Below are 23866 nucleotides of genomic sequence, written 5' to 3'. Positions count from 1 at the left end.
ACTCAACAGATATCAACTACCTATTTTTTTTCATTAAAGAATTTGGCTGCACCCGGATGAACAGGTATTGACAGGCCATCACTAGCCGATTCGACAGTTATCAGCTTACCGACCGTATGAGTGGCTGCCAGTTTATCCAAATTCGAATAAATCGACTTGGTAATGTTATATGCAGTTTCTTCGTCCATTTTGCTAGAGACGATCAACATAGCTTTAACGGCCAATGCCTGAGTATCTGCCTTCTGGCTGGAATAGGTGTCGGCCGGGATAGTAACTTTAGTATAGTAAGGATATTGAGCAATTAATTTGTCGGCGATTTCATCGGATATGGGGATCAAGGTGATTTCATGCTGGGCGGCAAGGTCCTGAATGGCAGCAGTGGGATGACCTGCAGTTACAAAAGCAGCATCAATGTTGCCATCTTTCAACCCATTGGCCGCTTCGGCGAAGGATAAATACTGAGCATTGATGTCGTCATATGTAAGACCATGAGCAGCCAAAATCTGGCGGGTATTGGCTTCAACGCCGCTGCCAGCAGCTCCAACTGCTATCTTCTTGCCCTTAAAATCGGCTACGCTTTTGATGCCTGACTTGGTCAAAGCAATAATCTGGCAGGTTTCCGGATACAACGTGGAAATTGCCTGCAGGCCTTCCACCTTCTTATCTTTAAACAATTCGATTCCGTTAATCGCGTAATAGGCTACATCATTTTGCACCAAAGCCAGGTCAACACTACCGCCGGCCAGCATATTTATATTGGCAGCAGACGCACCGGTAGATTGTGCGGTAGCATTCACACCAGGGATATTCTGGTTAAGAATTTCCGCCATAGCTCCACCCAGGGGATAGTAAGTTCCAGCGGTGCCGCCCGTCGCAATGTTAATGAATTTCTTTTCGGCAGCTGGCTGGTCAGCAGGGCTTTTAGTTTGTGTACACCCCGTCAGGCCCATCGCCATTAATGAAACAACCAGACACAAAACCAATAAGAGCTTACCCATTCGTTTCATAGTTCTACCTCCCTTTCAACTGTTAACCTAAAAGTATTTTACCATAATATTATAAGTCCATTTACTCACAATTGTATACAAAATAAGGTAAAGAATGGAGACACCGCTGGCTGTTTGATCATGATGATGAGAGGGCATGAGGTGGGTTTCCCAATTTTTCTTGGGAACAGTAGTCCAGAGAATCGGAGAGGCTATCACCAAGTTGGCCAGGTTCGAAAATTTCTACACCGACCTCCTGGAGAGTCAATTAAAAACAGCGGAAGAAATGGAAAAACTGCGCAGCCCAGGGCAGAACCAAATCAATGCGCTTCAGGGAACTGATAGGTGAAAAGATGGTGAAAGCCAAACTCATAAGCATGATAAAGAACTACGGCCTGTAATGAGTCAGTACAAATACTACCAGTATTTGGCTTTTTCGCTAAAAATGTTAGATGGAAATTGGCAAGAATATAACTTCGTATTAAAATAATAAAAGGAAATAAGTCCATATACTGGTAACAGTTGCGAGCAGTTAAAGGTAGGAAGTGAACCAGGTTTATGAGGTGATCATTATGAAAGAGTTCATTAGGGAACGTATATGGCTTCCTGTTTGGGATTCCAAAGTAATACTACCAATAATTGGATTGCTTTTAATACTGATTCCACCCGTTAAGCTATATTTAATCGGTTTGAAAGTTAGCAGTTATAACCTAGCTCTAGTTTTATTGTTGTCACTGCTTGCTATAAGCTTGTTGGTATACAAAAATAAGAACCTAAAAATGGAAATAGACCAATTGAAACTAGCGGATCTGGACGTAGCCGCTGCCAACGGCTTACAGATATATCGAGGTTTTGCGTATTACGATCCTGAGATGGGTCCGACTGAACTGTACTGCAAGTATTGTGTAGAAGAACATAAAAAGATCCGAAGACTCACCGATAATAATCCTGATTATTATTGCAGCACCTGCAAACAAAAATCCGTTGATAAACAGGAGTACAGTAAAATCCTGGGAAGAGTCCGATAGTTACAAACCCATCTAGGTCAGCCAATACGATTTTTTAATGATTATTGAGACCACTTTTACCCCGTCGTAGATTTGTACTGACAGCACTTTTGCGACTGAAAGCGCGATAGGCCCGGCCATGACCGCACATTAAGCCGGACGAGTTAAATGGGGTTGTTGATTAATATCAACAACCCCGTTTTACTTATCATTTTGGTGGAGACGAGGGGATTCGAACCCCTGACCCCCTCGTTGCGAACGAGGTGCTCTCCCAGCTGAGCCACGCCCCCAGATGATAATGTGCCTGAGCCTTGCTGCACCATTCATATTATAAAGGTCTGATCCGCAATATACAAGGGTTCCTTTCCATAGCAGATCCCGGGTTAAAGGTAAAAAACAGCCAGACCCTTTGGCCCGGCTGCATTGCCCTTTAATCTCTTCTCTTGTTAATAACAACCGTCTCAGTAACAACGAGTCTCAGCGCCAAATGTTGTCAACAACTCTGTCCCCCTGACAAAATGTTGTCAACAACTCCGTCCCCGGTTAGGATTTTTTTGATTTCTTGGATGCTTTCTTATTATCAGACGGCATTACGTTTTCACCGTGGGATGAGGTGAAGTTGCCTTGATCGATGGTTTTATCCGATTTGCCCTTTTTAGCCATCCCCATACCTCCTTTCAACCATAGCCTGCGAAGAAAACGGTTAAATAATACCTATTTGAAGCCAAAACCGTAAGGATGCTCATTAGATGTACCTAACCGTATTGACGCGCTATTATTTGGTGAGCCATTCAGCATTTTAGCCAGATTTGTTAAGAGACGAAAACCGGTTTGCCAGTAATGGCCGCCACCATCTCCTGCAGGCGCACCATTTCCTCAAGCTCAGGAGGCTGCACCGATTCCAAATGATATTTCAGGTTCAAGAGTTCCCATTTGTGTACTCCCAGGGTATGATAGGCCAGCAGCTCAATCCTGCTCAGGTTGTTGAGGGTGGCCAGGAAATTGGCCAGGGCCTTTATATCCTCGGCAGCATCGGTGTAGCCTGGAACTACTACATAGCGGATCCATAGGTTTGCGCCGGCGGCGTCGACAGCCCGGAGGTTGGAAAGGTTCAGAGTATTATGCTGTCCGGTCAATAATTGGCTTTGTCTGCTGTCGATATGCTTGATGTCCGCCAGGAACAGGTCAGTGAAGGGAAGCACATCCTTTACCCGGTCAGGAGGCACATAAAGGGAGGTATCCAGGGCGGTGTGGATTCCTTCGTGATGACAGCGCTGGAACATTTCCCGCACAAAGCAGTGCTGCAGAAGGGGTTCTCCCCCGGAAAAGGTCAAGCCCCCGCCAGAGGCTGCGTAATAACCCATACCCCTGCGCAGCAAGGTCATCACTTCCTCGACTGAACAGGACAGAGCCGGTTGGGAATGGGCATCCCAGGTATCCGGGTTTTGACAGTATTTACAGCGCAGATTACAGCCCTGCAGGAAGACCACCATGCGAATGCCCGGACCGTCCAGGGTGGAAAAGGAATCTATGGAATGAATACGGCCACGCATAATAGCTCTCCTCAAAAGTAACCTGGATCTTTACATACGTCCGTAAAAGGTTCGAGTGATGATCTCTTCCTGCTGTTCGCGGGTCAGTTTTATAAAATGTACCGCATACCCGGAGACGCGGATGGTAAGGTCGGGATACCGTTCTGGATGATCCATGGCCTCCTTGAGGGTCTCCACCCGCACTACATTAACATTCATGTGATGCCCTCCTTGGCCAAAGTAACCCTGTAAAAGTGCCAAAAGGTTGTTGATTTGTTCCTGGCCGACGCGCCCCAGAGCCGAAGGTACTATGGAAAAGGTGAAGGATATACCGTCTCTGGCGTCTTCATAGGGCAGTTTTGCCACTGAATTGCATGCTGCCACGGCACCGCGTTCCTCCCGCCCGTGCAGCGGGTTGGCCCCTGGGGCCAATGGCTCTCCTTTTTTCCGCCCATCAGGAGTGGAACCGGTATGTTTTCCATACATGACATTGGAGGTGATGGTGAGTATGGAAAGGGTGTGTTCAGCCTGGCGGTAAGTGGGGTATTGTTTCAGATACCCGGTAAAATTTCTGACCACATCGACAGCAATACTGTCAACCCGGTCGTCATCGTTCCCGAACTTCGGATAATCACCTTCAATCACAAAATCTATGATGAGACCCGAAGGGCCTCTTACAGGCCTTACCCGGGCATGGCGTATAGCGCTGAGGGAGTCAGCTACTACTGATAGGCCGGCAATGCCAAAGGACATGAAATAGTGCACCCGGCTGTCGTGCAGGGCCATCTGCACCCGTTCGTAGGAATAGCGGTCATGCATGTAATGAATGGTGTTCATGGTCTGCACATATAATTCTGCCAGCCATTGCATCTGTATCGTAAAGCGCCGCATCACCTCATCGAATACCAGTATCTCTCCGGGGTAGACCTCCATCTCCACTCCCACCTGTTCTCCACTCAGCTCATCCCGGCCGCCGTTGATGGCGTAGAGCAGCAGTTTGGCCAGATTACAGCGAGCCCCGAAAAACTGAGTCTGTTTACCCATAGCCATGGCCGAAACGCAGCAAGCGATGCCATAATCGTCGCCATAGAGGGGCCGCATCAGGTCGTCATTCTCATACTGCAGGGCGCTGGTGTCTATAGAGACTTGAGCACAGAATTCCAGAAAAGGGCGGGGCAAGAGGTGCGACCACAGTATGGTCAGGTTCGGTTCCGGGCTGGGACCCAGGTTGTATAAGGTCTGCAGCATGCGGTAACTGGTGCGGGTAACCAGCGGGCGTCCGTTTACATCACAGCCCCCCAGGGCTTCGGTAATCCAGTTGGGGTCCCCGGCAAACAGCTGATTGTATTCGGGGGTACGCAAATGGCGTATCAGGCGCAGTTTGATAACCAACTGGTCGATCAACTCCTGGGCTAGTTGCTCGTCAATCAGCCCCCGTTCCAGGTCACGTTGCAGGTAGATATCCAGGAAGGTGGAAATGCGTCCCAGGCTCATTGCGGCACCATTCTGTTCCTTGACCGCAGCCAGATAGGCAAAGTATAGCCATTGCACTGCTTCCTGGGCAGTTCCCGCAGGACCTGAAATATCATAACCATAATCGTAGGCCATGGCTTGCATTTCCTTAAGGGCTTGAATCTGGTCAAACAATTCTTCGCGTCTGCCAATACTGCCAATATCCAGGGCATTGCTTAAACGGCGCAGATCGTGTTGCTTGGCGGCGATCAAGCGCTCTACACCATAGAGCGGCACTCGGCGGTAGTCGCCAATAATACGGCCGCGCCCATAAGCATCTGGAAGACCGGTAATAATGCCCACCTTTCTGGCCAGACGCATTTGGGAGGTGTAGGCGGAAAACACTCCTTCATTATGGGTGCGTAGATAATGGGTAAAAAAATCCGACATCTCCGGATTGAAATGATATCCATAGGCTTCACAAGCCTTGATGCTGGTCCGCAGTCCTCCATACACCTGAATAGCCCTTTTTAGAGCCTGGTCGGTCTGCAGGCCCACTATCACCTCCGCCTCGCGGTCGATGTAGCCTGGTTTATGACTGTTAATAGTAATGGGGGTCTGGACGTCTATGTCAAAGACCCCGCCGCGCTGGTATTCCTCCCGGGTCAAGCGCTGGCAGTGGCTCCACAATGTGCGGGTCCTCTCGCTGGGACCCTCCAAAAAGGAAGCATCGCCCTGGTAAGGTCGGTAGTTCTTCTGAATAAAATCCCGCACCTCAATCTCTTTTTGCCACCAGCCCCCTACAAATCCATGCCAAGACTGCATAATCCCACCTCCATAGGTCTATTGGGATTATTATGTTCTCTCCCCTTCAGGTTTAACCAATGATAAAAGCCGGTTGGCAGAAGATGACCCGGTGACTTTATCATGTTATATTTGTATAGGAAAAAATGGTCAGGTGATTTTATGATAGTTTTACAGGCGGCGGGGATAAGCAAATCCCTGGGGGGACGCCTTATACTGGACAATATCAATATGATTCTGCAGGAAGGCGATAAAGCAGGCCTGGTGGGTGTAAATGGCAGCGGCAAGACTACCCTGTTAAAATGCCTGAGCGGACAGCTGGAAGCAGAGCGAGGCTCTGTTACTCTTGGTAAGCATCAGGGGCTGGGCCTTTTGGAGCAACTTCCCCAACGCGACCCTGAGGAGACCTTATGGGAAGCCATGATGGGCAGCTTTAGCGACCTGCTGGACATCCGCCAGCGTCTGGCCCAACTGGAGCAGGAATTGAGTTCGGGCAGTGGTGATGTGGACCTCTTGCTCAAGAAATACAGCCTTTTGCAGGATGAATACCACGACCGTAACGGCTATGCCTGTGAGACCATGGCCAGGCGCATCCTGGCCGGGCTGGGCATTGACCCTTGCCAGTACGAACTGCGTCTAGGCTCTCTCAGCGGGGGCCAGAAGACCAGGCTGGATATGGCCCGGCTGCTTGCGGGCAGGCCAAGCATATTGCTCTTAGATGAGCCCACCAACCATCTGGACATAAAAGCGGTGGAATGGTTGGAGGATTACCTGGAGGACTATTCCGGCACGGTCTTGGTGGTGTCCCATGACCGGCGATTTCTGGACCGAGTGGTAAAGCGTATATTCGAACTGCGCCAACATCAGCTGCGCAGTTTCGATGGCAATTATTCTGATTATGTGATCAAGTCTGCGGCCCAAGACCAGGCGCAACTCAAGGCTTATGAAAAGCAACAAGAGCACATCCGCCAGACCGAGGCGTATATTGAACGCTATCGAAGCGGCATCAAGGCTCGCCAAGCCCGAGGGCGGCAGTCGCAGCTCAGCCGCCTGGAACGCGTAGCGAAGCCGGGGCAAGAACCCGGACCAAGAGGCTGGACCCTAAAAACCAGCCACAACAGCGGCGAAATAGTGATTGAATTACATGAGGTCAGTAAAAGTTATGATGACCGGGCGCTCTTCAGCGGGCTCAATCTGCTCATCAGGCGTGGGGAGAGAGTGGCCTTGTTAGGCCCTAACGGCTGTGGAAAAACCACCCTGTTGAAAATCATCACTTCCCAGGTCCCGGCAGATGCGGGCACGGTGAAACTGGGCAGCGGGGTGAAGGCGGGCTATTTTTCGCAGGGGCAGGAGGACTTGAATCCGGAGCACACCTTGCTGGAAGAGATGATCTATGAGTGCCGGCTCAATGTGCAGCAATCGCGCAACATGCTGGCGATGATGCACTTTTACGGCGACACCGTGGATCAGAAAGTAGGAAAGTTGAGTGGGGGAGAAAAGAGCCGCCTGGCAATATTAAAACTGATATGTTCCGGCGCCAATCTGTTGCTTTTGGACGAGCCCACCAATCACCTCGATATTTCTGGACGGGAAGCCCTGGAGGAAATGCTGGCAGCATATGAGGGAACTATTGTGGTGGTCAGCCATGACCGCTATTTCATTGATCAGGTGGCCTGCCGCACCCTGGTATTCGATACAGCAACACTGGTTGACTATCCCGGCAATTATAGTTACTATCGGGAGAAGATATTGGCACCAGGACCTAAAACAGACCTGGGTGTGGCTGCAGATGTAAGCTCACAACAGCAATTTCGTATACAACAAAAAGAATATGAGCGCGATAAACGAAGATTAGAGCGCCGCCTACAATCGCTGGAAGAGGCTATAGAAAACCTGGAACAGCGTCAACAGGAACTGTCTGCGATCCTGGCTGATCCAGAGATTTATCAGAACCAGGCCGAAGCGGCGCGGTACATTGATGAACTCGAAATAACCCAGAGTGAACTCCTGGCATCTTATCAGGATTGGACAGACGCCCAGGAGACTTTGGAAGAGCTTTATAATATCGGAGGCGAAGCTAATAGTTAAGGAAATCGAGCCAATCCAGAGGGTAGTTCTGGTGGGGATAAGAAGCAGCCGCAGCAACATGGAGGATTTTGACAGCTATATGAAAGAATTGGCTGCTCTGGCTGAAGCGGCTGGGGGCATGGTAACAGCAACCCTGGTGCAGGTCCGGGAGAGACCCGATCATCGCACCTACATTGGAAAGGGCAAGATTACCGAGTTGCTGTATCTGGTGGAAGAAAGCCATGCCGATTTGGTGATTTTCGACCGGGAACTATCCCCCGGCCAACTGCGTTCTCTGGAAGAACAACTCCCGATTAAGGTCATTGACCGCACTATGCTGATTCTGGATATATTCACTACCCGGGCCCATTCCCTGGAAGGCAAATTACAAGTAGAACTAGCGGCTCTGGAATACCAGCTGCCCCGCCTGGTAGGCAAAGGCCAGTTGCTCAGCCGCACCGGCGCCGGCATCGGGACCAGGGGCCTTGGCGAACAGAAACTGGAATTGGACCGCCGCTACCTTAGGCGGCGCATCAACGATATAAAACGCCAGTTAGCTAAACTAGAGAATACCCGTGATTTGCACCGCAAACAGCGCCTGCGGCGGGGCTTGAAGACCATATCTTTAGTCGGTTACACCAACGCCGGTAAGTCCAGTCTGTTTAACGCACTCTGCCAGAAAGCCCACAGCAGCGGGCAGAATCAGGCCGAAGCCGATCAGCGCCTATTTCAGACGCTTGATACCACCACCCGCAAGATCAAATTTTCCGGTGGACACGAGGCCTTGATCAGTGATACGGTAGGGTTCGTCCAGGACTTGCCTCCGCATCTAATCGCCGCTTTCCGTTCCACCCTGGAAGAGGCCATTGCAGCGAACATTATTTTACATGTCATCGATGTTTCCGATGAAGCATACCTTGATAAGGTGGAGGTTGTCAATCAGGTTTTGGAACAGTTGGGCGCCAGCCCGGAGCAGGTCTATATGGTGTTCAACAAAATAGACAAGACCAGCGACATAGACTGGCATGGGTCTGTACCGCGGATCTCCGCGCTGACCGGGCAGGGGATCACTGAGCTGCTCTCGTTCGTTGAAGCGGCTTTATGGCCTGAAGGGTCGCCACCAACTGAGAGGCAGATAGACCTAGGGAGCTGAACAGAGGTTTACTTTGTTGAAGTCCGGGTTCTGAGGACTTGGAGATTAGTCCCGAAAAGAGGCGTACATAGGAATCATGAAAAAGATCAATCGGCATAGAATAAGCCTGGCAGCAGTTCTGGTAGGGGTATATTTGGCCTTTTTCGTCATCGGTTCGCTGTTGGGAGGAAAATTGGGAGTGCTCAGCCATGTGCCCGAAATCGGATGGCTGGGTGGTGGGCAGGTGAATATCCTCTTTATGGGTATCGATGCCAGGTCGCCACAGACCAATGCCAGAAGCGACACTATGATCCTGGCCAGTATCGACAAGCAGAGCAACAAAGCGGTTTTGTTATGGATTCCACGAGATACCCGCATCGAGATTAGCAAAGGCCGCTACGACAAGATCAACAGTGTCAATGCCCTCAAAGGACCAGAAGCTGCTTGTAAAGCTGTGGGTAATCTGCTTAACACGCCGGTGGATTATTATGTACTGACTAATTTCCAGGGGTTTTCTAAGATAATTGATGAATTGGGCGGCGTTCATATCAATGTTGAGACCGATATGCGTCACTATGACCCCAACCCAACCCTGAATATCAATCTGAGCAAAGGGCCGCAGGTGCTCAATGGAGCCGATGCTCTGCGCTATGTGAGGTACCGGGGTGGGCCTACAGCAGATATTGGCCGTACCGCAAGGCAGCAGAAATTCATCAAAGCGCTGGTCGCCGAGATGTTCACCACCAAGAATATCTTCAAGCTGCCGGAATTAGTACCTCAATTGATGGCACAGGTAAAAACCAACCTGCCTGCTAAGGAAGTAACTGCTCTGGCCAGTCTAGCTCAGAAATTCCATTCCGGCAATGTGATCACCCAGACGCTGCCGGGCTATTCATATACGGAGGCCTCATCCGGGGCAAGTTACTGGCATGCCGATGAAAAAATCACTCCACGCATCATAACCGCCCTCTTTGCCGGGGAGACCTTTGAGGTTATTAAAGACCCTCCCAATTGGGTGGCGCAATTGCCCAAAGTTAAACCGGCTGAAGGGGAAGCCCCTCCAGTGGAGAAAACCCCGGAGGCATTAGAGGAACTTGAACAAGCCGGCCAGCCTGAGGTGATTGACCCGGCAGAAGAAGAAACCACGGAGCAGGATGGAGAGACGCAGGATACCCAGGATAATGACGAACCAGAACCCGATGAAGTTGAACCGGGTACAAAAACCGAGGATGGGGAGGAAAACGATTCTGACCAGGAAGACCCGACTGATCCCAATAAAAACCCGGGTGATACCACTCCTCAACCACCTGTGGAATCAGCCCCCGAGCCTGATCGGGATGCCGACCCTACAGAAAGCGCACCGGTTATACCGGCTGTTTGACGGCTGGGTGAAGATTAGCAGCCAGCAAGCTGGTATCAGATTAGATTAAGCTGCCGCATCAACGGCAGTTTTTTATTTGGTGGCTAAAAAGATAACCACGCATACTCCGTGAGCATACAAATAAATAGAATCCAAACAAGGAGGAGAGAGCATGGCAATACTAGACAACCGCTATACTACCGGCCCCGTGAGTGTCAGCGAAGGCAGTGATAATGTGCGCGTGCTGGCCTTAAATAACGGTCAGAGGGAGCACCAAGTCCGGGTTATTATTTATGACCTGGACCCTGTACCCAAGACAGTCCTGCTTGATGAGACCTTCACCGTAGCACCCAAGTCCCAGAATGATATAGAATTTATAACCAATTTTAACTACTTCGAGGTGCAGGTTAGAACCGACAGTGCTATGGTGTACTTCTGGATTGGAGGACGGGCTGGTAACGAAAACCTTCCCGGCAATGTATTCCTGCACAAAGACCTGATAAAAATCTGAGCCATCCCTGAACCAGGAATTAATCAGGAAGAGTAAGTCCTGTCCTTGAGCCTGTTCTTACCCATTAAAACAGCCAGGGCTTTACCGGCCCTGGCTTCACATTCTGCGATTGGCGTATTGTTTTGAGGTGATCATGGCATGTCTAGGTATATACAGGTTGATTATACTCTGCCGATCAACCCCGGTTTTTGTAATTGGCTACGATTTCACCATAGTAAAGCACATGATAGTCCTTATCGTGGTACCATTTGTCTTCCAAGACCTCATCCAAAATCCCCGGTTCCATAGGTTGTTTATATAGAATACGACACTCGTAGATCAGGCCACAGTCGGCAATTACCGGGCTGTTGATGCTTCTGGCCGCTTCTGGGGTGATTTCAAAGGCGTCAAACTTATTGAGGTCCCGCCCCGACTTGCTGCCTACTTCGGCCAAGGTTTTCTTGAGATGACCATCTAGCGGAACACTGACCGAAAAATCGGTGGCATCTTTTATCAACTCATGGGTAAAGCGGGAGTATCTGACCATCACCATCATCATCGGCCGTCTCCAGATAAATCCGATGGATCCCCAGCCAATAGTCATGGTATTTATCTTGTTGCCCGACTTGACCGTCAAAAAAGCCCCCAGGGGAAGCTGTTTGAGAAAATCAGCCACATCATTGATATATTCTGACCTTATCGGCATTTATATATCCCCTTTCTAGCATTTGCTTAATTATATTCGTATCCCAGGTAAACTAGCAAAACTTTTTCCAATTTATTCTGGCGTCATAGAAAACAAAAGGAGAGGGAGGGTTTATCCCTCCCTTAAATGACATTATGTTTGCCCATTCGGGTTCTCCCTACAGGTCGTAATAAAGCTCGAATTCCAGCGGATGGGGGATGTCATTGACTCGACGGGCCTCTTTGCGTTTGTTGTCGATCCAAATATTGAGCAGACGTTGGGGGAAAACCCCGCCTTCCAGTAAAAAGGCATGATCTTGTTCCAGGGCATCCAGGGCTTCGTCGAGGCTTCTGGGTAAGCCCTTGATTTTGGCCTGTTCTTCTATTGACAAATTGTAGAGGTTCATATCATAAGGCCCAAAGCCTTCCTTGATGGGGTCGATCTTTTTCCTGATGCCGTCGATGCCTGCCATCAGAATGGCTGAGTAGGCCAAATAGGGATTGCAGGTGGCGTCAGAGGAACGGAATTCAAAACGCTTGCTTTCAGGGGTTTTGGCATATGCCGGAATGCGGATGACCGCGCTGCGGTTAGAAGTGGCGAAACAGATGCTCACCGGGGCTTCGTAACCGGGCACCAGACGCTTATAAGAGTTGGTGCTGGGATTGGTCAAGGCCAACACTGCCGGAGCGTGTTTGAGCAGACCGCCGATGAAATACAGGGCTTCCTGGCTTAATCCTGAATAGCCCTTTTTATCGTAGAAAATGGGCTTGCCGTTTTTGAACAAATGCATGTGCACATGCAGTCCGCTGCCTGCCTCACCGAATAGCGGCTTGGGCATGAAGGTGGCCGTTTTGCCTTCCTGGAAGGCCAGGTTTTTGATCAAATATTTGGCCAGCATGGTCTTGTCGGCCATTTCCCGCATGCCGCCGAATTCTACTTCTATTTCGATCTGACCGGGACCGGCTACCTCATGGTGATGGTATTTCACTGGGATGTTATTAGCTTCCATCAACAGGCACATGCGCGCCCTTAAGTCATAGAGCACATCCTGTGGAGGAGTGATGTGATACCCCCCTTTGTGGGGAACTTTGTAGCCCAGGTTCTCATACTCCTGATCGCCGCTGTTCCATATAGCCTGTTCGGCATCTATGCTGAATCCAACCCGCTGGGGGTTGCACTCATAGGTGACGTTGTCAAAAACGAAAAATTCAAATTCCGGACCAATACGCATTTCATCGGCAATACCGGTTGAAGCCATGAATTCCTCGGCTTTGTAGGCTATGGCGCGGGGATCCTGGTCAAAGCGGTAGTTGTCCGGCTGGGCTATAACAAAAACATCTCCGATCATGCTCAGTGTGTGCACCTCGGTGAAAGGGTCAAACACTGCTGTGGAGATGTCGGGAATAAAGACCATATCGCTATTTTCTACTGGAGCGAACCCGTAATTGGAACCGTCGAATCCGATCCCATGCACTAAGGTATCGGGGGTGAACCGAGCGGTGGGTATTCCCAGATGCCGCCACCGTCCATTCAGGTCGATCATTTTGAAGTCGATCATCTTTATGTCGTTTTCCTGGCAGTAACTAATTACCTCTGCGTAATTCTTAAACACTCATTAGCCCCCTTTGGCTTATAATCACCGTGCAAATTATAGCAGATAGCGGCGTTTCATAAAAGGGCTTTATGCAGTATAAAAAATGCAAGAAGATGTTTCCAGTTGCATGGTGAACCAGGATTGCCGGATAAAGCGGATAGTCAGGAAAAAGCCGCCGACTGTAATATATGCCACTCCAGCTTAATACAATATATTACTTATGTTTGGTGAGGCCTTCATCACAGGCTTTAAGAAAATGGGGTGAGGTATATCAAGCGCTTCTGGATCATCCTGCTCTCGATCCTACTCATCATCAGCGCCGCAGGGGCGCTGTCCGCGAAAACCATACATGATCGCTATGTAAAAAGTAAACTGGTGCCGTCACAGGAACTGCAGACGGGCTGTGATAATATGGCCAATTTAAACACCTACCGCTTCAATTTGAAGTCAGGTTTTACAGTTAATGAGAATGAGGAGGTGATAAGTCAGGTCGACGGCGAAAAGGCCGACGGAAATACTCATATAAAGGGGGAGATGGTAAACACACCGGTAGACATCTATTATTTCAATCGTACCATCTACAATTACGATTCCTTTGCCAATAAATGGCTGGTGATCGACAGCGACACCAACAATTGCGAGGAGTTGCTGGTATCGGAACTTAATCCCCTTTCCAACTTCAGACTGAAGTCCATCGGCGAAGTACAGAAGATCGGTTTCGAAGAGATCGATGGTGCGGAATGCCTGGTGGTCAAATGTCAACCCACGGTTGAAAGTCAGCTTTTAGAAACCATGTGGAAGGAATTCGACTACCAGTTCTGGGTTGATTACAAACAGGATTTAATCAGAAAAGCGACTCTTACCGCTAAGAATCAACAGAATGCTGATACCAGTTTGCAGTTACAAGTCCATTTTTATGACCACAACGGTGAGATCGAAATTAAGCCGCCAACCGGCAGCTAACCTACAAAGTCCAACTGAGGGGCGCATGCCCCTCTTTTTTTTAGGGGCTGATTCTGGCAGATCTTTTGCTGGCCGCTGATTACAAAATTGCACCGATATCGATAAAATTGCTATAATCCTTTCATAAGGGGGGGACAGGCATGAATTTAAATGAGGTCGAGATACTATACAGCCAGGCCCAGATTGAGGTTCGGGTGGCCGAATTAGGCAGGCAGATCGCGGCAGACTATGCTGGTAAAGACCTGCTGGTTCTGGGGATTTTAAAGGGTGCTTTCATATTTATGGCCGATCTGATAAGAAAGATAGAAGGGGTCAACCTGCAGCTCGATTTTATGAGTGTTTCCAGTTACGGCGCTTCCAGTCAATCCTCCGGTGAGGTGCGCATTTTAAAAGACTTGGATTCTTCTGTAGAGGGTAAGCACGTGCTGGTGGTTGAGGACATTATAGATACCGGACTTACCCTGGGGTATATAAGAGAGTTGCTATTAAAGCGAGGTGCCTTAAGTGTCAAACTGTGCTGCTTCCTGGATAAGCCTTCAAGGCGCAAGGGGCCGGTGACCCCGGATTATCTGGGTTATGCTGTAGAGGACCACTTCGTGGTAGGCTATGGACTGGATTATGCTGAACGTTACCGTTACTACCCGGCGGTTTGCATATTGAAGCCCTGGGTATACGAGAAATAGGGGTGCAATAATGGAAAGAGAAATGGTTCTGGTATTGGATTTCGGCGGGCAATACAGTCAGCTCATAGCTCGCCGGGTGCGTGAGCTGTCGGTTTATTGTGAGATATTTCCTTATGACATCAGTTATGAGGAAGTGGTGGAGAAGAACCCGCAAGGGATAATCCTCACCGGTGGACCTGCTAGTGTTCATGTGGAAAATGCCCCGGCCTGTGACCATCGTATTTTTGAGATGAATATTCCGGTTTTGGGAATATGCTACGGTATGCAGCTGTTGGCCCATGCCCTGGAGGGAGTGGTCAAGGGCGGGAAACACCGCGAATATGGCCGCGCTCAATTGACAGTGACTCGAGATGACCTGTTGTTTTCCGGTGTGCCGCAGGACATGCAGGTGTGGATGAGCCACGGTGATGCAGTACATGTACTCCCGCAGGGATTTGTGCAAACCGCCGCAACTTCCAACTGTCCGATAGCAGCTATGTGTCATAAGGATAAAAAACTGTATGGAGTGCAGTTTCATCCTGAGGTCAAGCACACCGCATATGGATTGGATATACTGCGTAATTTCCTTTACGAAGTGTGCGGCTTAAAAGGGGATTGGAAATTGAGCGACTTCATCGCCGAGAGTGTGGCCGATATCAAGGCCAAAGTGGGTTCCAAAAAGGTGTTATGCGCTTTGAGCGGCGGGGTTGATTCCTCCGTGGCGGCAGTCCTGGTACATCGGGCGGTGGGGGACCAACTGGTATGTGTTTTCGTGGACAACGGACTGCTGCGCAAAGATGAGCCTGAACAAGTTATAAACACCTTCAAAGGCCAGATGCACATGAACTTGATTTTCGCTGATGCCCGGGAGAGGTTCTTAAGAAGACTGTCCGGGGTTACCGAACCTGAGAGGAAGCGCAAAATCATCGGCGAGGAGTTCATAAGGGTTTTTGAAGAAGAAAAGGCCAAACTGGGTGATATACAATACCTGGTGCAGGGCACCATTTATCCCGACGTCATTGAGAGCGGTACCCACATCGCTGATACCATCAAGAGCCATCACAATGTAGGGGGACTACCTGAAGATATGGACTTCGAACTGCTGGAACCGTTGCGCCCCCTATTCAAAGATGAGGTGCGCCTTTTAGGAGAAGAGTTGGGTATTCCCAGCCATATTCTGTGGCGCCAGCCTTTTCCAGGGCCAGGATTGGGCGTAAGGGTCTTAGAGGAAATCACTGAGGACAAACTGACCATGTTGAAAGAGGCTGATGCCATAGTTCGCGAAGAGATCAGCAAGGCTGGCCTGGACCGGGAGATATGGCAGGCTTTTGCAGTCCTGCCGCCGGTGCGCAGTGTAGGCGTAATGGGCGATGAACGCACCTATGCCCATCCCATCATCATACGCGCTGTGGTCAGTGATGACGCCATGACCGCGGAGTGGGCCCGGCTGCCCTATGAGCTCCTGGATACCATGTCCCGCCGTATAGTCAATGAGGTGCAGGGCATTAACCGGGTGGCCTATGACATCACCTCCAAACCTCCCGGGACTATTGAGTGGGAATAGATTAAAAGCAAGGCACATTGGCACAGAGGGGACGGTTACCGTCCCCGTCCTTTTCTTTGGAATTGATATTTTTGATCATTGAAGCAAGTTTGCAGCCCTTTGTGAATACCTTTTAACAAACAAATTAAAAGGATGTGATTCATATTCCCACCATAAACTCATTCGTGAGGGCCTTGCATGCCCTGCCCGGCGCTGGTGATGTCGATGTTTTTGTTAATGAGGAATTGCTGGAAGGAAACCTGGCCTATAAAAATGTGAGCCGATATATACCCATAGGACCAGGCAGCAACAGAATACAGGTCTTTCCTGCTGGTGACAGAACCGATCCCATTCTAGACATGCAAGTGGATTTCCCCCCCAGCGAAGCCATAACCTTGGCTTTAATAGGACAAATAACAGATGCCCAATTACTGCAAGTTTTACTGCCATTTGCAGATATCGGGCCTAATGAAGCGAGGGTGCGGTTAGCGAACCTTTCTCCAGACTCACCTGAACTGGATCTATTTCTGAACGACAGCAGGGTGATTGCCGATGTAGCATATAAAGAGGTTACTGATTATTCCAGTATATCCCCGGATACTTATAGCGTACAGCTGAGACCCAGCGTTAATAGTGACCTTATTGTGGCCCGGGACAATTTACTCTTCAGAAGTGGCAGAGGATATACTGTTTATGCGGTCGGGCTGCTGGAGGGAGAACCGGCTCTGGAAATCCTCTCCGTACAAGATGAATTGCCGGTGGTAGAGGAAGTTAATACGACAGATATTCCCGCTGTTAGTGTGGTAAAACCTTCCCCTACAGTCAAGTCAGGGATAAAAATCGTTTTTAAATATGGTAAATAGCGTTTTATATAGTTGCCGAGGTTGATGATGTGGCCAGAATCCTGACCACATCATTTTTTCTGGCAGACCAGTGCTTTTGACGGTAAGGCCCCGGATCAACAAGGGGGGCATAATGTGTAGGTATACCCAGACAGAAAAAAGCAGCTGAAGCGAATGCTCCAACTGCAGGGCTGAAACGATTAATCCTGCATATGAGAAGGGCTGAACAGGTCCTGGCAGCGGCTGATGGTGTCTTCCAGGGACTGACAAACCTGATTGATCTCTGTCCTGGTCTGTGCGTCCATGCGGTGATTGGGCAGCTTTTCAATCTCCTCTCTGGCATTTCGGATATGTGATATCGCGGCACTGATAATGATTCGATTCATCCGGCCTACCTCCTTTTGAAATGTACATGATTTAGTTTTTCCATATAAGCGGATTGTATGCCGGGGATCTAATCTATCCAGATTCAAGTGTGGCAAACCAGCGCATAAAACTAATAGGCTAAAAAGAAATGCCCTGAACATAATTACGAGGTTCGCTCAACCTGTTACTGAACTCACTTAAGAACTTATCGGGATTTCAGGAGATCACGGATTTCTGCCAAAAGCAGCACTTCATCACTGGGCACAGGGGCTTCTTCGGGAGCCGGAGCTTCCTTTTTCTTGCGGCTGTTGGCAGCTTTTACAATCAAGAATATGCTGAAGGCGATGATCAGGAAGTCCACTACACTTTGAATAAAAGCTCCATATTTTACCACTGCGCTGCCCATCTGTAGGTGCAGCTCGGAAAAATTCAGGCCGCCCATCACCAGACCAACCAGTGGCATGATCAGGTCATTGACCAGTGAGGTTACAATTTTGCCAAAAGCACCTCCGATAATCACCGCCACCGCCAGGTCGAGGACATTTCCCTTCATGGCGAAATCCTTAAACTCCTGCCACATTACTAATCACCTTCCTTTATTTTAATTTGCTTACCAGTTGAATACATTTTAACATGGTTTACACCGCTATATACAGATTATTCCTCCTATTGGAACAGTATGGCAAGGCTGCAGCAATTAAATACAAAAATTCAGTCCTGTTGATAGCAAGAGTCGAAATTCCCAATTGATCATAAATGTTTGCTGCTTAACTCTCGATAATTGAAGTAGCATACGATGAGGTGGGTCAGATGTTGAACATAATTGTTGTCAGTCCCTCTTCAGCCAGCCGGCTGTTGGTTGGTGAGGCTTTGAAAAACCGGGGATATCAGCTGATTTGTGTGGCGTCCTGGAGAGATTTGCACCACATGGCGGTTAAAGTCGAAAAACAGTCCTTATATATTTTGGACCATAGTCTGGGTGACGAACGGGTGGTCCCGATAATTCAGGAGATACGTCGAAGGGCAACTCAATACCGCATCCCCATCATGGTGATTTCCGCCTCGCCGCGCTCTGAAGATGTGATGCGTTTGTTTAAGCAAGATATTGATGACTATTATTTAAAACCGCTTCAGGAAGAAGCTTTATGCCAGCGCGTCAAGCGGCTCTTAAGCCTTTTTCCAGTGCCATCCGAGCCTCAATATCCTGACACCATCCAATTGGACATGAATCGGCTTATAAACTTCGAAATCGCCCGGGCCAGGCGAGGCAATTACCCTTTTTCCATTATTCAGCTCTCTCTGGACGCTGATGAGGCCAGCCGTAATTCTCAGTATGATCCTCAGGAAATGATGAATCTTTGTTACGATGCTTTGCGCCCGCTATTTAGGGAAACCGATATACTCATCGGGGCTGAAAACCGATTGGTGGTTCTATGCCCCTTTTCGGATCAGTCAGGAACCAGAGTAATCATGCGCAAGATGATCGAAACCCTTAACCAGCACCGGGGTGACTATCCCTTCGGTATTCTGGAGATGAGCTATGCCACTTATCCGTATGACGGCCGCGATAAAGGCGGCCTGCTGACCTATGCCTCGGCCAATAAGGAATCTTTACAAGAGATGGTTCGTTAAGTGCATTAAGGGGGCGAAAACCACTTGGCAATGTCATGAGTATCCAGAAGTATCTAGACAAAAGGTGATGCACCTAGATATAATATGGGTTCGATTCGGCTATAATGTTGTTCATATTATCGATCAATTTAACCTGAACAGCGATGGTTTCCAAATCATCCAATTCTGAGACCGGAAGAGTGGCTTTGAGTACGGTGTCATTGACAAAATCGGTGTCAACTGGGATGTCATTGACATATACTTTATGATTATGGGAGTATTCCATACCTATTACCTCAATCATATTATCCCCCGGCCATAATGCCTGGTCTATAACAACTGGGCCACGATCCAAAGCAAAACGAAGGTTTTCCCCGGGCCGGTAAAACGGATTGAAAAGATAGGCATATTCGTTGCCCGCCAGGAAATCATATTGCAGCAGTGCATATTGGGTCAACTCCTCTTCATTAATCCTCTCATGATAGAAATATTGAGGAGCTGCAATCACACTACAGCCTTTGTTCTGTAAAGTCCACACGAAATCAGTCAAAGGGCTGCCTGTTTTCATGGTATGGGCCAATATGTAAGAACCCAGGAAGTTGGAAGACAATCTTAAGTCCTCTCTGGCAGTGGAGAAGTTGTCCCAAATTAAAATCGGGACACTGTATTTGTTCAGATAATCTGCATAACTATCCTCATTTTCAAAGTAACCAGCCTCTCTATAAACATCAAATTCATTTCCCAGCATTGGTAAGTGATCTCCCAAGAATACCACTACGGTAGGCTCATCAATGAGTTTTAGTTCTTCTATCAACAGTTTTAAAGACTTATCAACGTCATGAATGATATTAGTGTAGTTCTCGAGAATATTTCGGGTTTCTGCGTTCCTCAACCTGCCTTCCACTTTTATGACTGCTTCAGGGTTTTCTTCATTGGAATATGGGCCGTGGGCCTGCATGGACACGGCAAAAACAAAATCGGGTTTGGAAGTACAGCGCAAAACCTGAAGTATTTTTTGAGATAGCTCGGTATCCCGAATATAGTAACCGCTATATTCGGGATTGTTAAAGGAGTTTTTACTTATATATCTGTCAAAGCCCAGATTCCGATATACGATGTTGCGACGATAAAACCAATCATTGTAGGTGTGAATTGCAGTAGCTTCGTATCCCTGCCGTGTCAGAATTGCGGGCAGAGCTTCCAGCGGTTTGTTTACAAACTGAACATAAGGAACGATCCCCTGGGGAAGGAAACGGGTGGAGAATCCGGTCAGGATTTCAAATTCAGTATTGGCGGTGCCTCCTCCATAAACTGGAACAAGCATTACACCGTTGCTATGCTTTTGCTTGAGGGAATGAAAATAGGGCAGCGGATCTTCACTGAATTCCACGCCCTGAAGCACTGTGGGATCCCAAAATGCTTCACTCATGACAATAATAATATTGGGAGTAAAGTCTGGATCCACACTATAGGCAGGAGCGCACTGCGTTAAAATACTCTCGATAGTCTCTGCTTGATAGCATACCGGCTCTTGAAGACCGAGGCACTTTGCATTAAGTATAGTGCCAAGTATTAAACCATTTTCTTCATAGTGGGCTGTCTGGTTCCAATCGATTACATTCAGTGAAAATGCTTTTCCCGTTGTTGCAGACTGAATTATGGTTACGAATAGTAACAAGCTGAGCAAAGCTGTTGAGACTTTATCAACAAAACGATAATTTTCTCTGGGCAACAACAGGAACCCAGCGATGACAACCACCGCCAGCAGACTTATCCCCAACCATAATCCAGCTGGCATCAGCTCCAATAAGGAAGCGCTTTTGGTGATATTCAATGCTTCTTTGCTGATTATGAAGTCCCAGGGCAGCAGGGGTTCTCCTCTGAAAAGAAGCTTCTGACGGCTGATAAAAGCGGCTACAGATAATAAGGCTGTGATAACGACGCCAACCGCACCATAGAATCTTCGTGGCAGTATATAAAAGATATTAATCAGCCCAAATGCAATTGCATAGCTGACGATGAACTGGGTATGATGTTCAGTTATCCACACTTGCATATGGTTCAGACCGCCACGACTGAGTATTTCTGTCAGAAATACCGTAACCAACGGAAACAATAGCAAAAGAGCAGCATTCACTGTGTATTCTCCTCTAGTTGAGCGCATTATCAAGATTATCTGTTCCCACAGAGCGGGATGCTATTTAATGGATACTCCCAAGGTTATAGTTCAACCTAACCCCCCGAGTATTCCTGCTGAAGTCAGGGCAATTATCAAAGTCTGCGTTCAAGGTCTGCTTCAAGCGTTTATCATAGAGTACCATAACCATGTCAGCCTCCGGTTGGGAATGACCACAACCACATACTCTGCCTGAAAATAATCCGGCTCCATTAGTATAACCCCTTAACCTGAGAGGCAATAATCTACCAATAAGATGGCGTTTGATCAACCGCAGAATAGAGGGGCTTATATGAACGACCTGATCAAGGAACTGGTGAATAGTCTGGTCAGTCAACTAAATGATATCGAACAGGAAGTCGACTTCGAAGCTTTGCGTCTACAAAGCAGTCAAGAGATTGGAGCTGAAGCCTTTTTCCTGCAGCAGCAGATCCAGGAGTTGAAGGAGCGTTTGTTAGAAGTGAACCGCGATTTTACAGCCTGAGTCTGCCTGTTAAAATTGCAGCCAACCAGTGGAAGGGTTGGTTGACACTATTAACCAGCTCTGCTAATATCAAATTGTAATAAAATATGGCGAAAAAATGCGAAAGTGTGCCTAGGGTTCCGCATCATAAAGGGATGGACAGGTCCGAGTGGTACAGGTGCTAAAGGCACTACACCGTATAGGGATAAAAGCCCAGGCGGACAGGTTTCGGTTACGAAACGGTTCGTCTGGGTATTCTATTTTTTGTATAAGCTGTCAGAAAAGGAGGCTTTTTAATGCCTAAAGTAGGAATAATTATGGGCAGTGATTCTGATCTGGCAATCATGAAAGATGCAGCCGAGATCCTTAGTCAGTTCGGGGTTGATTATGAAATCACCATTTGCTCGGCGCACCGTTTGCCTGAGGAAACCTTCCGTTATGCTAATTCCGCCATCGATCGAGGCCTGGAAGTCATAATCGCCGGAGCCGGTGGTGCTGCCCATCTGCCCGGTGTTATTGCGGCCTCAACTCTTCTGCCGGTTATTGGGGTGCCGATCCAGAGTGGTGCTTTGGCAGGGGTTGATGCCCTCTATGCTATCGTGCAGATGCCTCGGGGCATTCCAGTGGCTACCGTGGCCATCAACGGCAGTGCCAATGCGGCTTTATTGGCGGTACAGATGCTGGCTATGGAAAACGCCGCATTGCGCCAGGCCCTGCAGGACTACCGCCGTGAGATGGCGAAGGCAGTACTCAACAAAGACCGTAAGCTCAACCAGCTGGGAATTAAAGCCTACCTTGAAGGCTGAGGAGATATAATAGATGATTGATCGCTATACCCTTCCTGAAATGGGCCGCATCTGGTCACAGGAAAACAAACTGCAGAATTGGCTGAAGATCGAGATCGCTGCCTGTGAGGCCCAGGCCAGACTGGGCAATATCCCGGCTGAGGCGCTTGCGGCCATTAAAGCCAGAGCCGCTTATGATCCCGCGCGCATCGAGCAGATCGAAGCTGAAGTCCATCATGACGTTATCGCCTTTCTCACCAATGTGGCTGAACATGTGGGCGAACCCTCTAAATATATACATCTTGGCATGACCTCCTCAGATATTCTCGATACCGGACTAGCCATGCAGATGCGAGATGCGGCAGCTATCATCAGGACCAAACTGGTGGGGCTGCGGCAGGTGATAGCCAGTCAGGCGGTCAAATACAAATATACTTTGAACATGGGACGCAGTCATGGAGTGCATGGAGAACCCAGCACCTTTGGCCTGAAAATGGCTCTGTGGTACTCCGACTTGGGGCGAGCCGCAGCCAGGTTGGAGCAGGCCGAAGAGGATATCGCCTACGGGGCTATTTCAGGTGCTATGGGCAATTTTGCCCACATAGACCCGCAGGTGGAGGAATATGTCTGCGCAGCCGTGGGTTTAAAGCCTTGCCCGGTATCCACACAGGTAATCCAGCGCGACCGCCACGCCCATTTTATGAACATCCTGGCGGTAATAGGGGCTTCTGTGGAGAAGATAGCCACCGAGATCAGAAATCTGCAACGAACCGAGATACTGGAGGTGGAAGAGCCATTTCGCAAAGGGCAGAAGGGCTCTTCAGCCATGCCTCACAAACGGAATCCCATGATGAGTGAAAGGGTGGCGGGATTGTCTCGAGTTCTGCGCGGCAATGCCTTGGCTGCTATGGAAAACGTAGCCTTGTGGCATGAGCGTGATCTGACTCACTCTTCAGTGGAAAGAATCATTATACCGGACAGTTGCATTCTGTTGGATTATATGTTGGAAAAACTGACTGGTGTTATCCAAGGCCTGGTAGTATATGAAGACAACATGACCCGCAACATCAACCTGACTGGGGGTTTGATATTCTCCCAGGAATTGATGCTGCATTTAATCGATAAGGGTATGCTGCGGGAAACCGCCTACCTGTTGGTGCAGGGCCATGCCATGAAGAGCTGGACTGAACGCTGCAGCTTTAAAGAACTGGTCCTCAAGGATCAGAAGATCATGAATATCATGAGTCTCGAGGAGATAGAAGCAGTCTTCGATATGTCGATATACTTCAAGAACGTGGATTATATATTCAAACGTTGCGGACTGGACTAATTTATCCCGAAGAGAC

22 protein-coding genes and 1 tRNA gene are annotated in these 23866 nt (G+C 48.7%); 14 read left to right on the top strand and 9 right to left on the bottom strand.

Annotation, left to right across the window (positions count from 1 at the left end; translation table 11 throughout):
- Positions 1-20: 20 nt before the first annotated feature.
- Positions 21-1007, bottom strand: coding sequence for a TAXI family TRAP transporter solute-binding subunit (locus AC15IQ_RS00405; RefSeq protein WP_483176632.1), 987 nt, complete (start codon positions 1005-1007; stop codon positions 21-23).
- A gap of 136 nt (positions 1008-1143) precedes the next feature.
- Here AC15IQ_RS00405 and AC15IQ_RS00400 point away from each other — a divergent pair, with 136 nt between their 5' ends.
- Together AC15IQ_RS00400 and AC15IQ_RS00395 are read left to right on the top strand one after the other, a co-directional pair.
- Positions 1144-1335 carry a hypothetical protein gene (locus tag AC15IQ_RS00400; RefSeq protein ID WP_483176631.1) on the top strand — a complete coding sequence of 64 codons (192 nt, stop codon included), beginning with the start codon at positions 1144-1146 and terminating at the stop codon, positions 1333-1335.
- Positions 1336-1765: 430 nt separating this feature from the next.
- Positions 1766-2014 carry a hypothetical protein gene (locus tag AC15IQ_RS00395; protein ID WP_483176630.1) on the top strand — a complete coding sequence of 83 codons (249 nt, stop codon included), beginning with the start codon at positions 1766-1768 and terminating at the stop codon, positions 2012-2014.
- 193 nt (positions 2015-2207) lie between these two features.
- Here AC15IQ_RS00395 and AC15IQ_RS00390 read toward each other — a convergent pair.
- The 3 genes from AC15IQ_RS00390 to pflB form a co-directional block, all read right to left on the bottom strand.
- Positions 2208-2283 (bottom strand) — tRNA-Ala (locus tag AC15IQ_RS00390).
- Positions 2284-2805: 522 nt separating this feature from the next.
- Positions 2806-3546 (bottom strand): pyruvate formate-lyase-activating protein, encoded by a 741-nt coding sequence (pflA, locus tag AC15IQ_RS00385; protein WP_483176628.1) that lies wholly within the window; start codon positions 3544-3546, stop codon positions 2806-2808.
- Between the two features lie 30 nt (positions 3547-3576).
- A complete protein-coding gene (gene pflB, locus AC15IQ_RS00380) occupies positions 3577-5802 on the bottom strand; it encodes a formate C-acetyltransferase (RefSeq protein WP_483176627.1) in 2226 nt (741 codons plus the stop codon).
- A 111-nt stretch (positions 5803-5913) separates the two neighbouring features.
- Between pflB and AC15IQ_RS00375 the strand changes: the two genes are divergently transcribed.
- The 4 genes from AC15IQ_RS00375 to AC15IQ_RS00360 all read left to right on the top strand — a co-directional run bounded on the left by AC15IQ_RS00375 (position 5914) and on the right by AC15IQ_RS00360 (position 10851).
- Positions 5914-7869: an ABC-F family ATP-binding cassette domain-containing protein gene (locus AC15IQ_RS00375; RefSeq protein WP_483176625.1), complete on the top strand. Its 1956-nt coding sequence runs from the start codon at positions 5914-5916 to the stop codon at positions 7867-7869.
- Between the two features lie 31 nt (positions 7870-7900).
- Positions 7901-9001: a GTPase HflX gene (hflX, locus tag AC15IQ_RS00370; RefSeq protein WP_483176624.1), complete on the top strand. Its 1101-nt coding sequence runs from the start codon at positions 7901-7903 to the stop codon at positions 8999-9001.
- Positions 9002-9077: 76 nt separating this feature from the next.
- Positions 9078-10361: an LCP family protein gene (locus tag AC15IQ_RS00365; RefSeq protein WP_483176623.1), complete on the top strand. Its 1284-nt coding sequence runs from the start codon at positions 9078-9080 to the stop codon at positions 10359-10361.
- A gap of 151 nt (positions 10362-10512) precedes the next feature.
- A complete protein-coding gene (locus AC15IQ_RS00360; protein ID WP_483176621.1) occupies positions 10513-10851 on the top strand; it encodes a hypothetical protein in 339 nt (112 codons plus the stop codon).
- 175 nt (positions 10852-11026) lie between these two features.
- Here the strand turns inward: AC15IQ_RS00360 and AC15IQ_RS00355 are convergent, their stop codons facing one another.
- Together AC15IQ_RS00355 and glnA are read right to left on the bottom strand one after the other, a co-directional pair.
- Positions 11027-11536: a flavin reductase family protein gene (locus tag AC15IQ_RS00355; protein ID WP_483176620.1), complete on the bottom strand. Its 510-nt coding sequence runs from the start codon at positions 11534-11536 to the stop codon at positions 11027-11029.
- A gap of 157 nt (positions 11537-11693) precedes the next feature.
- Complete coding sequence (gene glnA / locus AC15IQ_RS00350; RefSeq protein ID WP_483176619.1) at positions 11694-13127, bottom strand: type I glutamate--ammonia ligase; 1434 nt, start codon at positions 13125-13127, stop codon at positions 11694-11696.
- Positions 13128-13370: 243 nt separating this feature from the next.
- Here glnA and AC15IQ_RS00345 point away from each other — a divergent pair, with 243 nt between their 5' ends.
- From AC15IQ_RS00345 to AC15IQ_RS00330, 4 genes are all read left to right on the top strand, one after another.
- A complete protein-coding gene (locus AC15IQ_RS00345; RefSeq protein ID WP_483176618.1) occupies positions 13371-14072 on the top strand; it encodes a hypothetical protein in 702 nt (233 codons plus the stop codon).
- A gap of 140 nt (positions 14073-14212) precedes the next feature.
- Positions 14213-14755, top strand: coding sequence for a hypoxanthine phosphoribosyltransferase (hpt, locus tag AC15IQ_RS00340; protein WP_483176617.1), 543 nt, complete (start codon positions 14213-14215; stop codon positions 14753-14755).
- Between the two features lie 10 nt (positions 14756-14765).
- Positions 14766-16298, top strand: coding sequence for a glutamine-hydrolyzing GMP synthase (gene guaA / locus AC15IQ_RS00335; protein ID WP_483176615.1), 1533 nt, complete (start codon positions 14766-14768; stop codon positions 16296-16298).
- Positions 16299-16432: 134 nt separating this feature from the next.
- Positions 16433-17140, top strand: coding sequence for a DUF4397 domain-containing protein (locus AC15IQ_RS00330; protein ID WP_483176614.1), 708 nt, complete (start codon positions 16433-16435; stop codon positions 17138-17140).
- Between the two features lie 179 nt (positions 17141-17319).
- Here AC15IQ_RS00330 and AC15IQ_RS00325 read toward each other — a convergent pair whose 3' ends face one another.
- Both AC15IQ_RS00325 and mscL read right to left on the bottom strand, forming a co-directional pair.
- Positions 17320-17505: a hypothetical protein gene (locus AC15IQ_RS00325; protein ID WP_483176613.1), complete on the bottom strand. Its 186-nt coding sequence runs from the start codon at positions 17503-17505 to the stop codon at positions 17320-17322.
- Positions 17506-17690: 185 nt separating this feature from the next.
- A complete protein-coding gene (gene mscL, locus AC15IQ_RS00320; protein ID WP_483176612.1) occupies positions 17691-18065 on the bottom strand; it encodes a large conductance mechanosensitive channel protein MscL in 375 nt (124 codons plus the stop codon).
- Between the two features lie 230 nt (positions 18066-18295).
- Between mscL and AC15IQ_RS00315 the strand changes: the two genes are divergently transcribed.
- Positions 18296-19117: a response regulator gene (locus AC15IQ_RS00315; protein ID WP_483176611.1), complete on the top strand. Its 822-nt coding sequence runs from the start codon at positions 18296-18298 to the stop codon at positions 19115-19117.
- Positions 19118-19190: 73 nt separating this feature from the next.
- Here AC15IQ_RS00315 and AC15IQ_RS00310 read toward each other — a convergent pair whose 3' ends face one another.
- Entirely contained in the window at positions 19191-21233 is a 2043-nt protein-coding gene (locus tag AC15IQ_RS00310; protein ID WP_483176610.1) for an LTA synthase family protein, read from the bottom strand.
- 295 nt (positions 21234-21528) lie between these two features.
- On the opposite strand from AC15IQ_RS00310, the gene AC15IQ_RS00305 reads away from it, so the two are divergent.
- The 3 genes from AC15IQ_RS00305 to purB all read left to right on the top strand — a co-directional run bounded on the left by AC15IQ_RS00305 (position 21529) and on the right by purB (position 23850).
- Positions 21529-21756, top strand: coding sequence for a hypothetical protein (locus tag AC15IQ_RS00305; protein WP_483176609.1), 228 nt, complete (start codon positions 21529-21531; stop codon positions 21754-21756).
- 275 nt (positions 21757-22031) lie between these two features.
- Positions 22032-22541, top strand: a complete 510-nt coding sequence (purE, locus tag AC15IQ_RS00300; protein WP_483176608.1) for a 5-(carboxyamino)imidazole ribonucleotide mutase — start codon at positions 22032-22034, stop codon at positions 22539-22541.
- A 13-nt stretch (positions 22542-22554) separates the two neighbouring features.
- Positions 22555-23850: an adenylosuccinate lyase gene (purB, locus tag AC15IQ_RS00295; RefSeq protein ID WP_483176607.1), complete on the top strand. Its 1296-nt coding sequence runs from the start codon at positions 22555-22557 to the stop codon at positions 23848-23850.
- Positions 23851-23866: the final 16 nt, after the last annotated feature.

This window comes from Syntrophomonas sp. DTU019, assembly GCA_913757435.1.
Classification (GTDB): Bacteria; Bacillota; Syntrophomonadia; order Syntrophomonadales; family Syntrophomonadaceae; genus DTU019.
The sequence above is the reverse complement of the archived record's forward strand: the minus strand, read 5'-3'. Positions and strand labels throughout refer to the sequence as shown.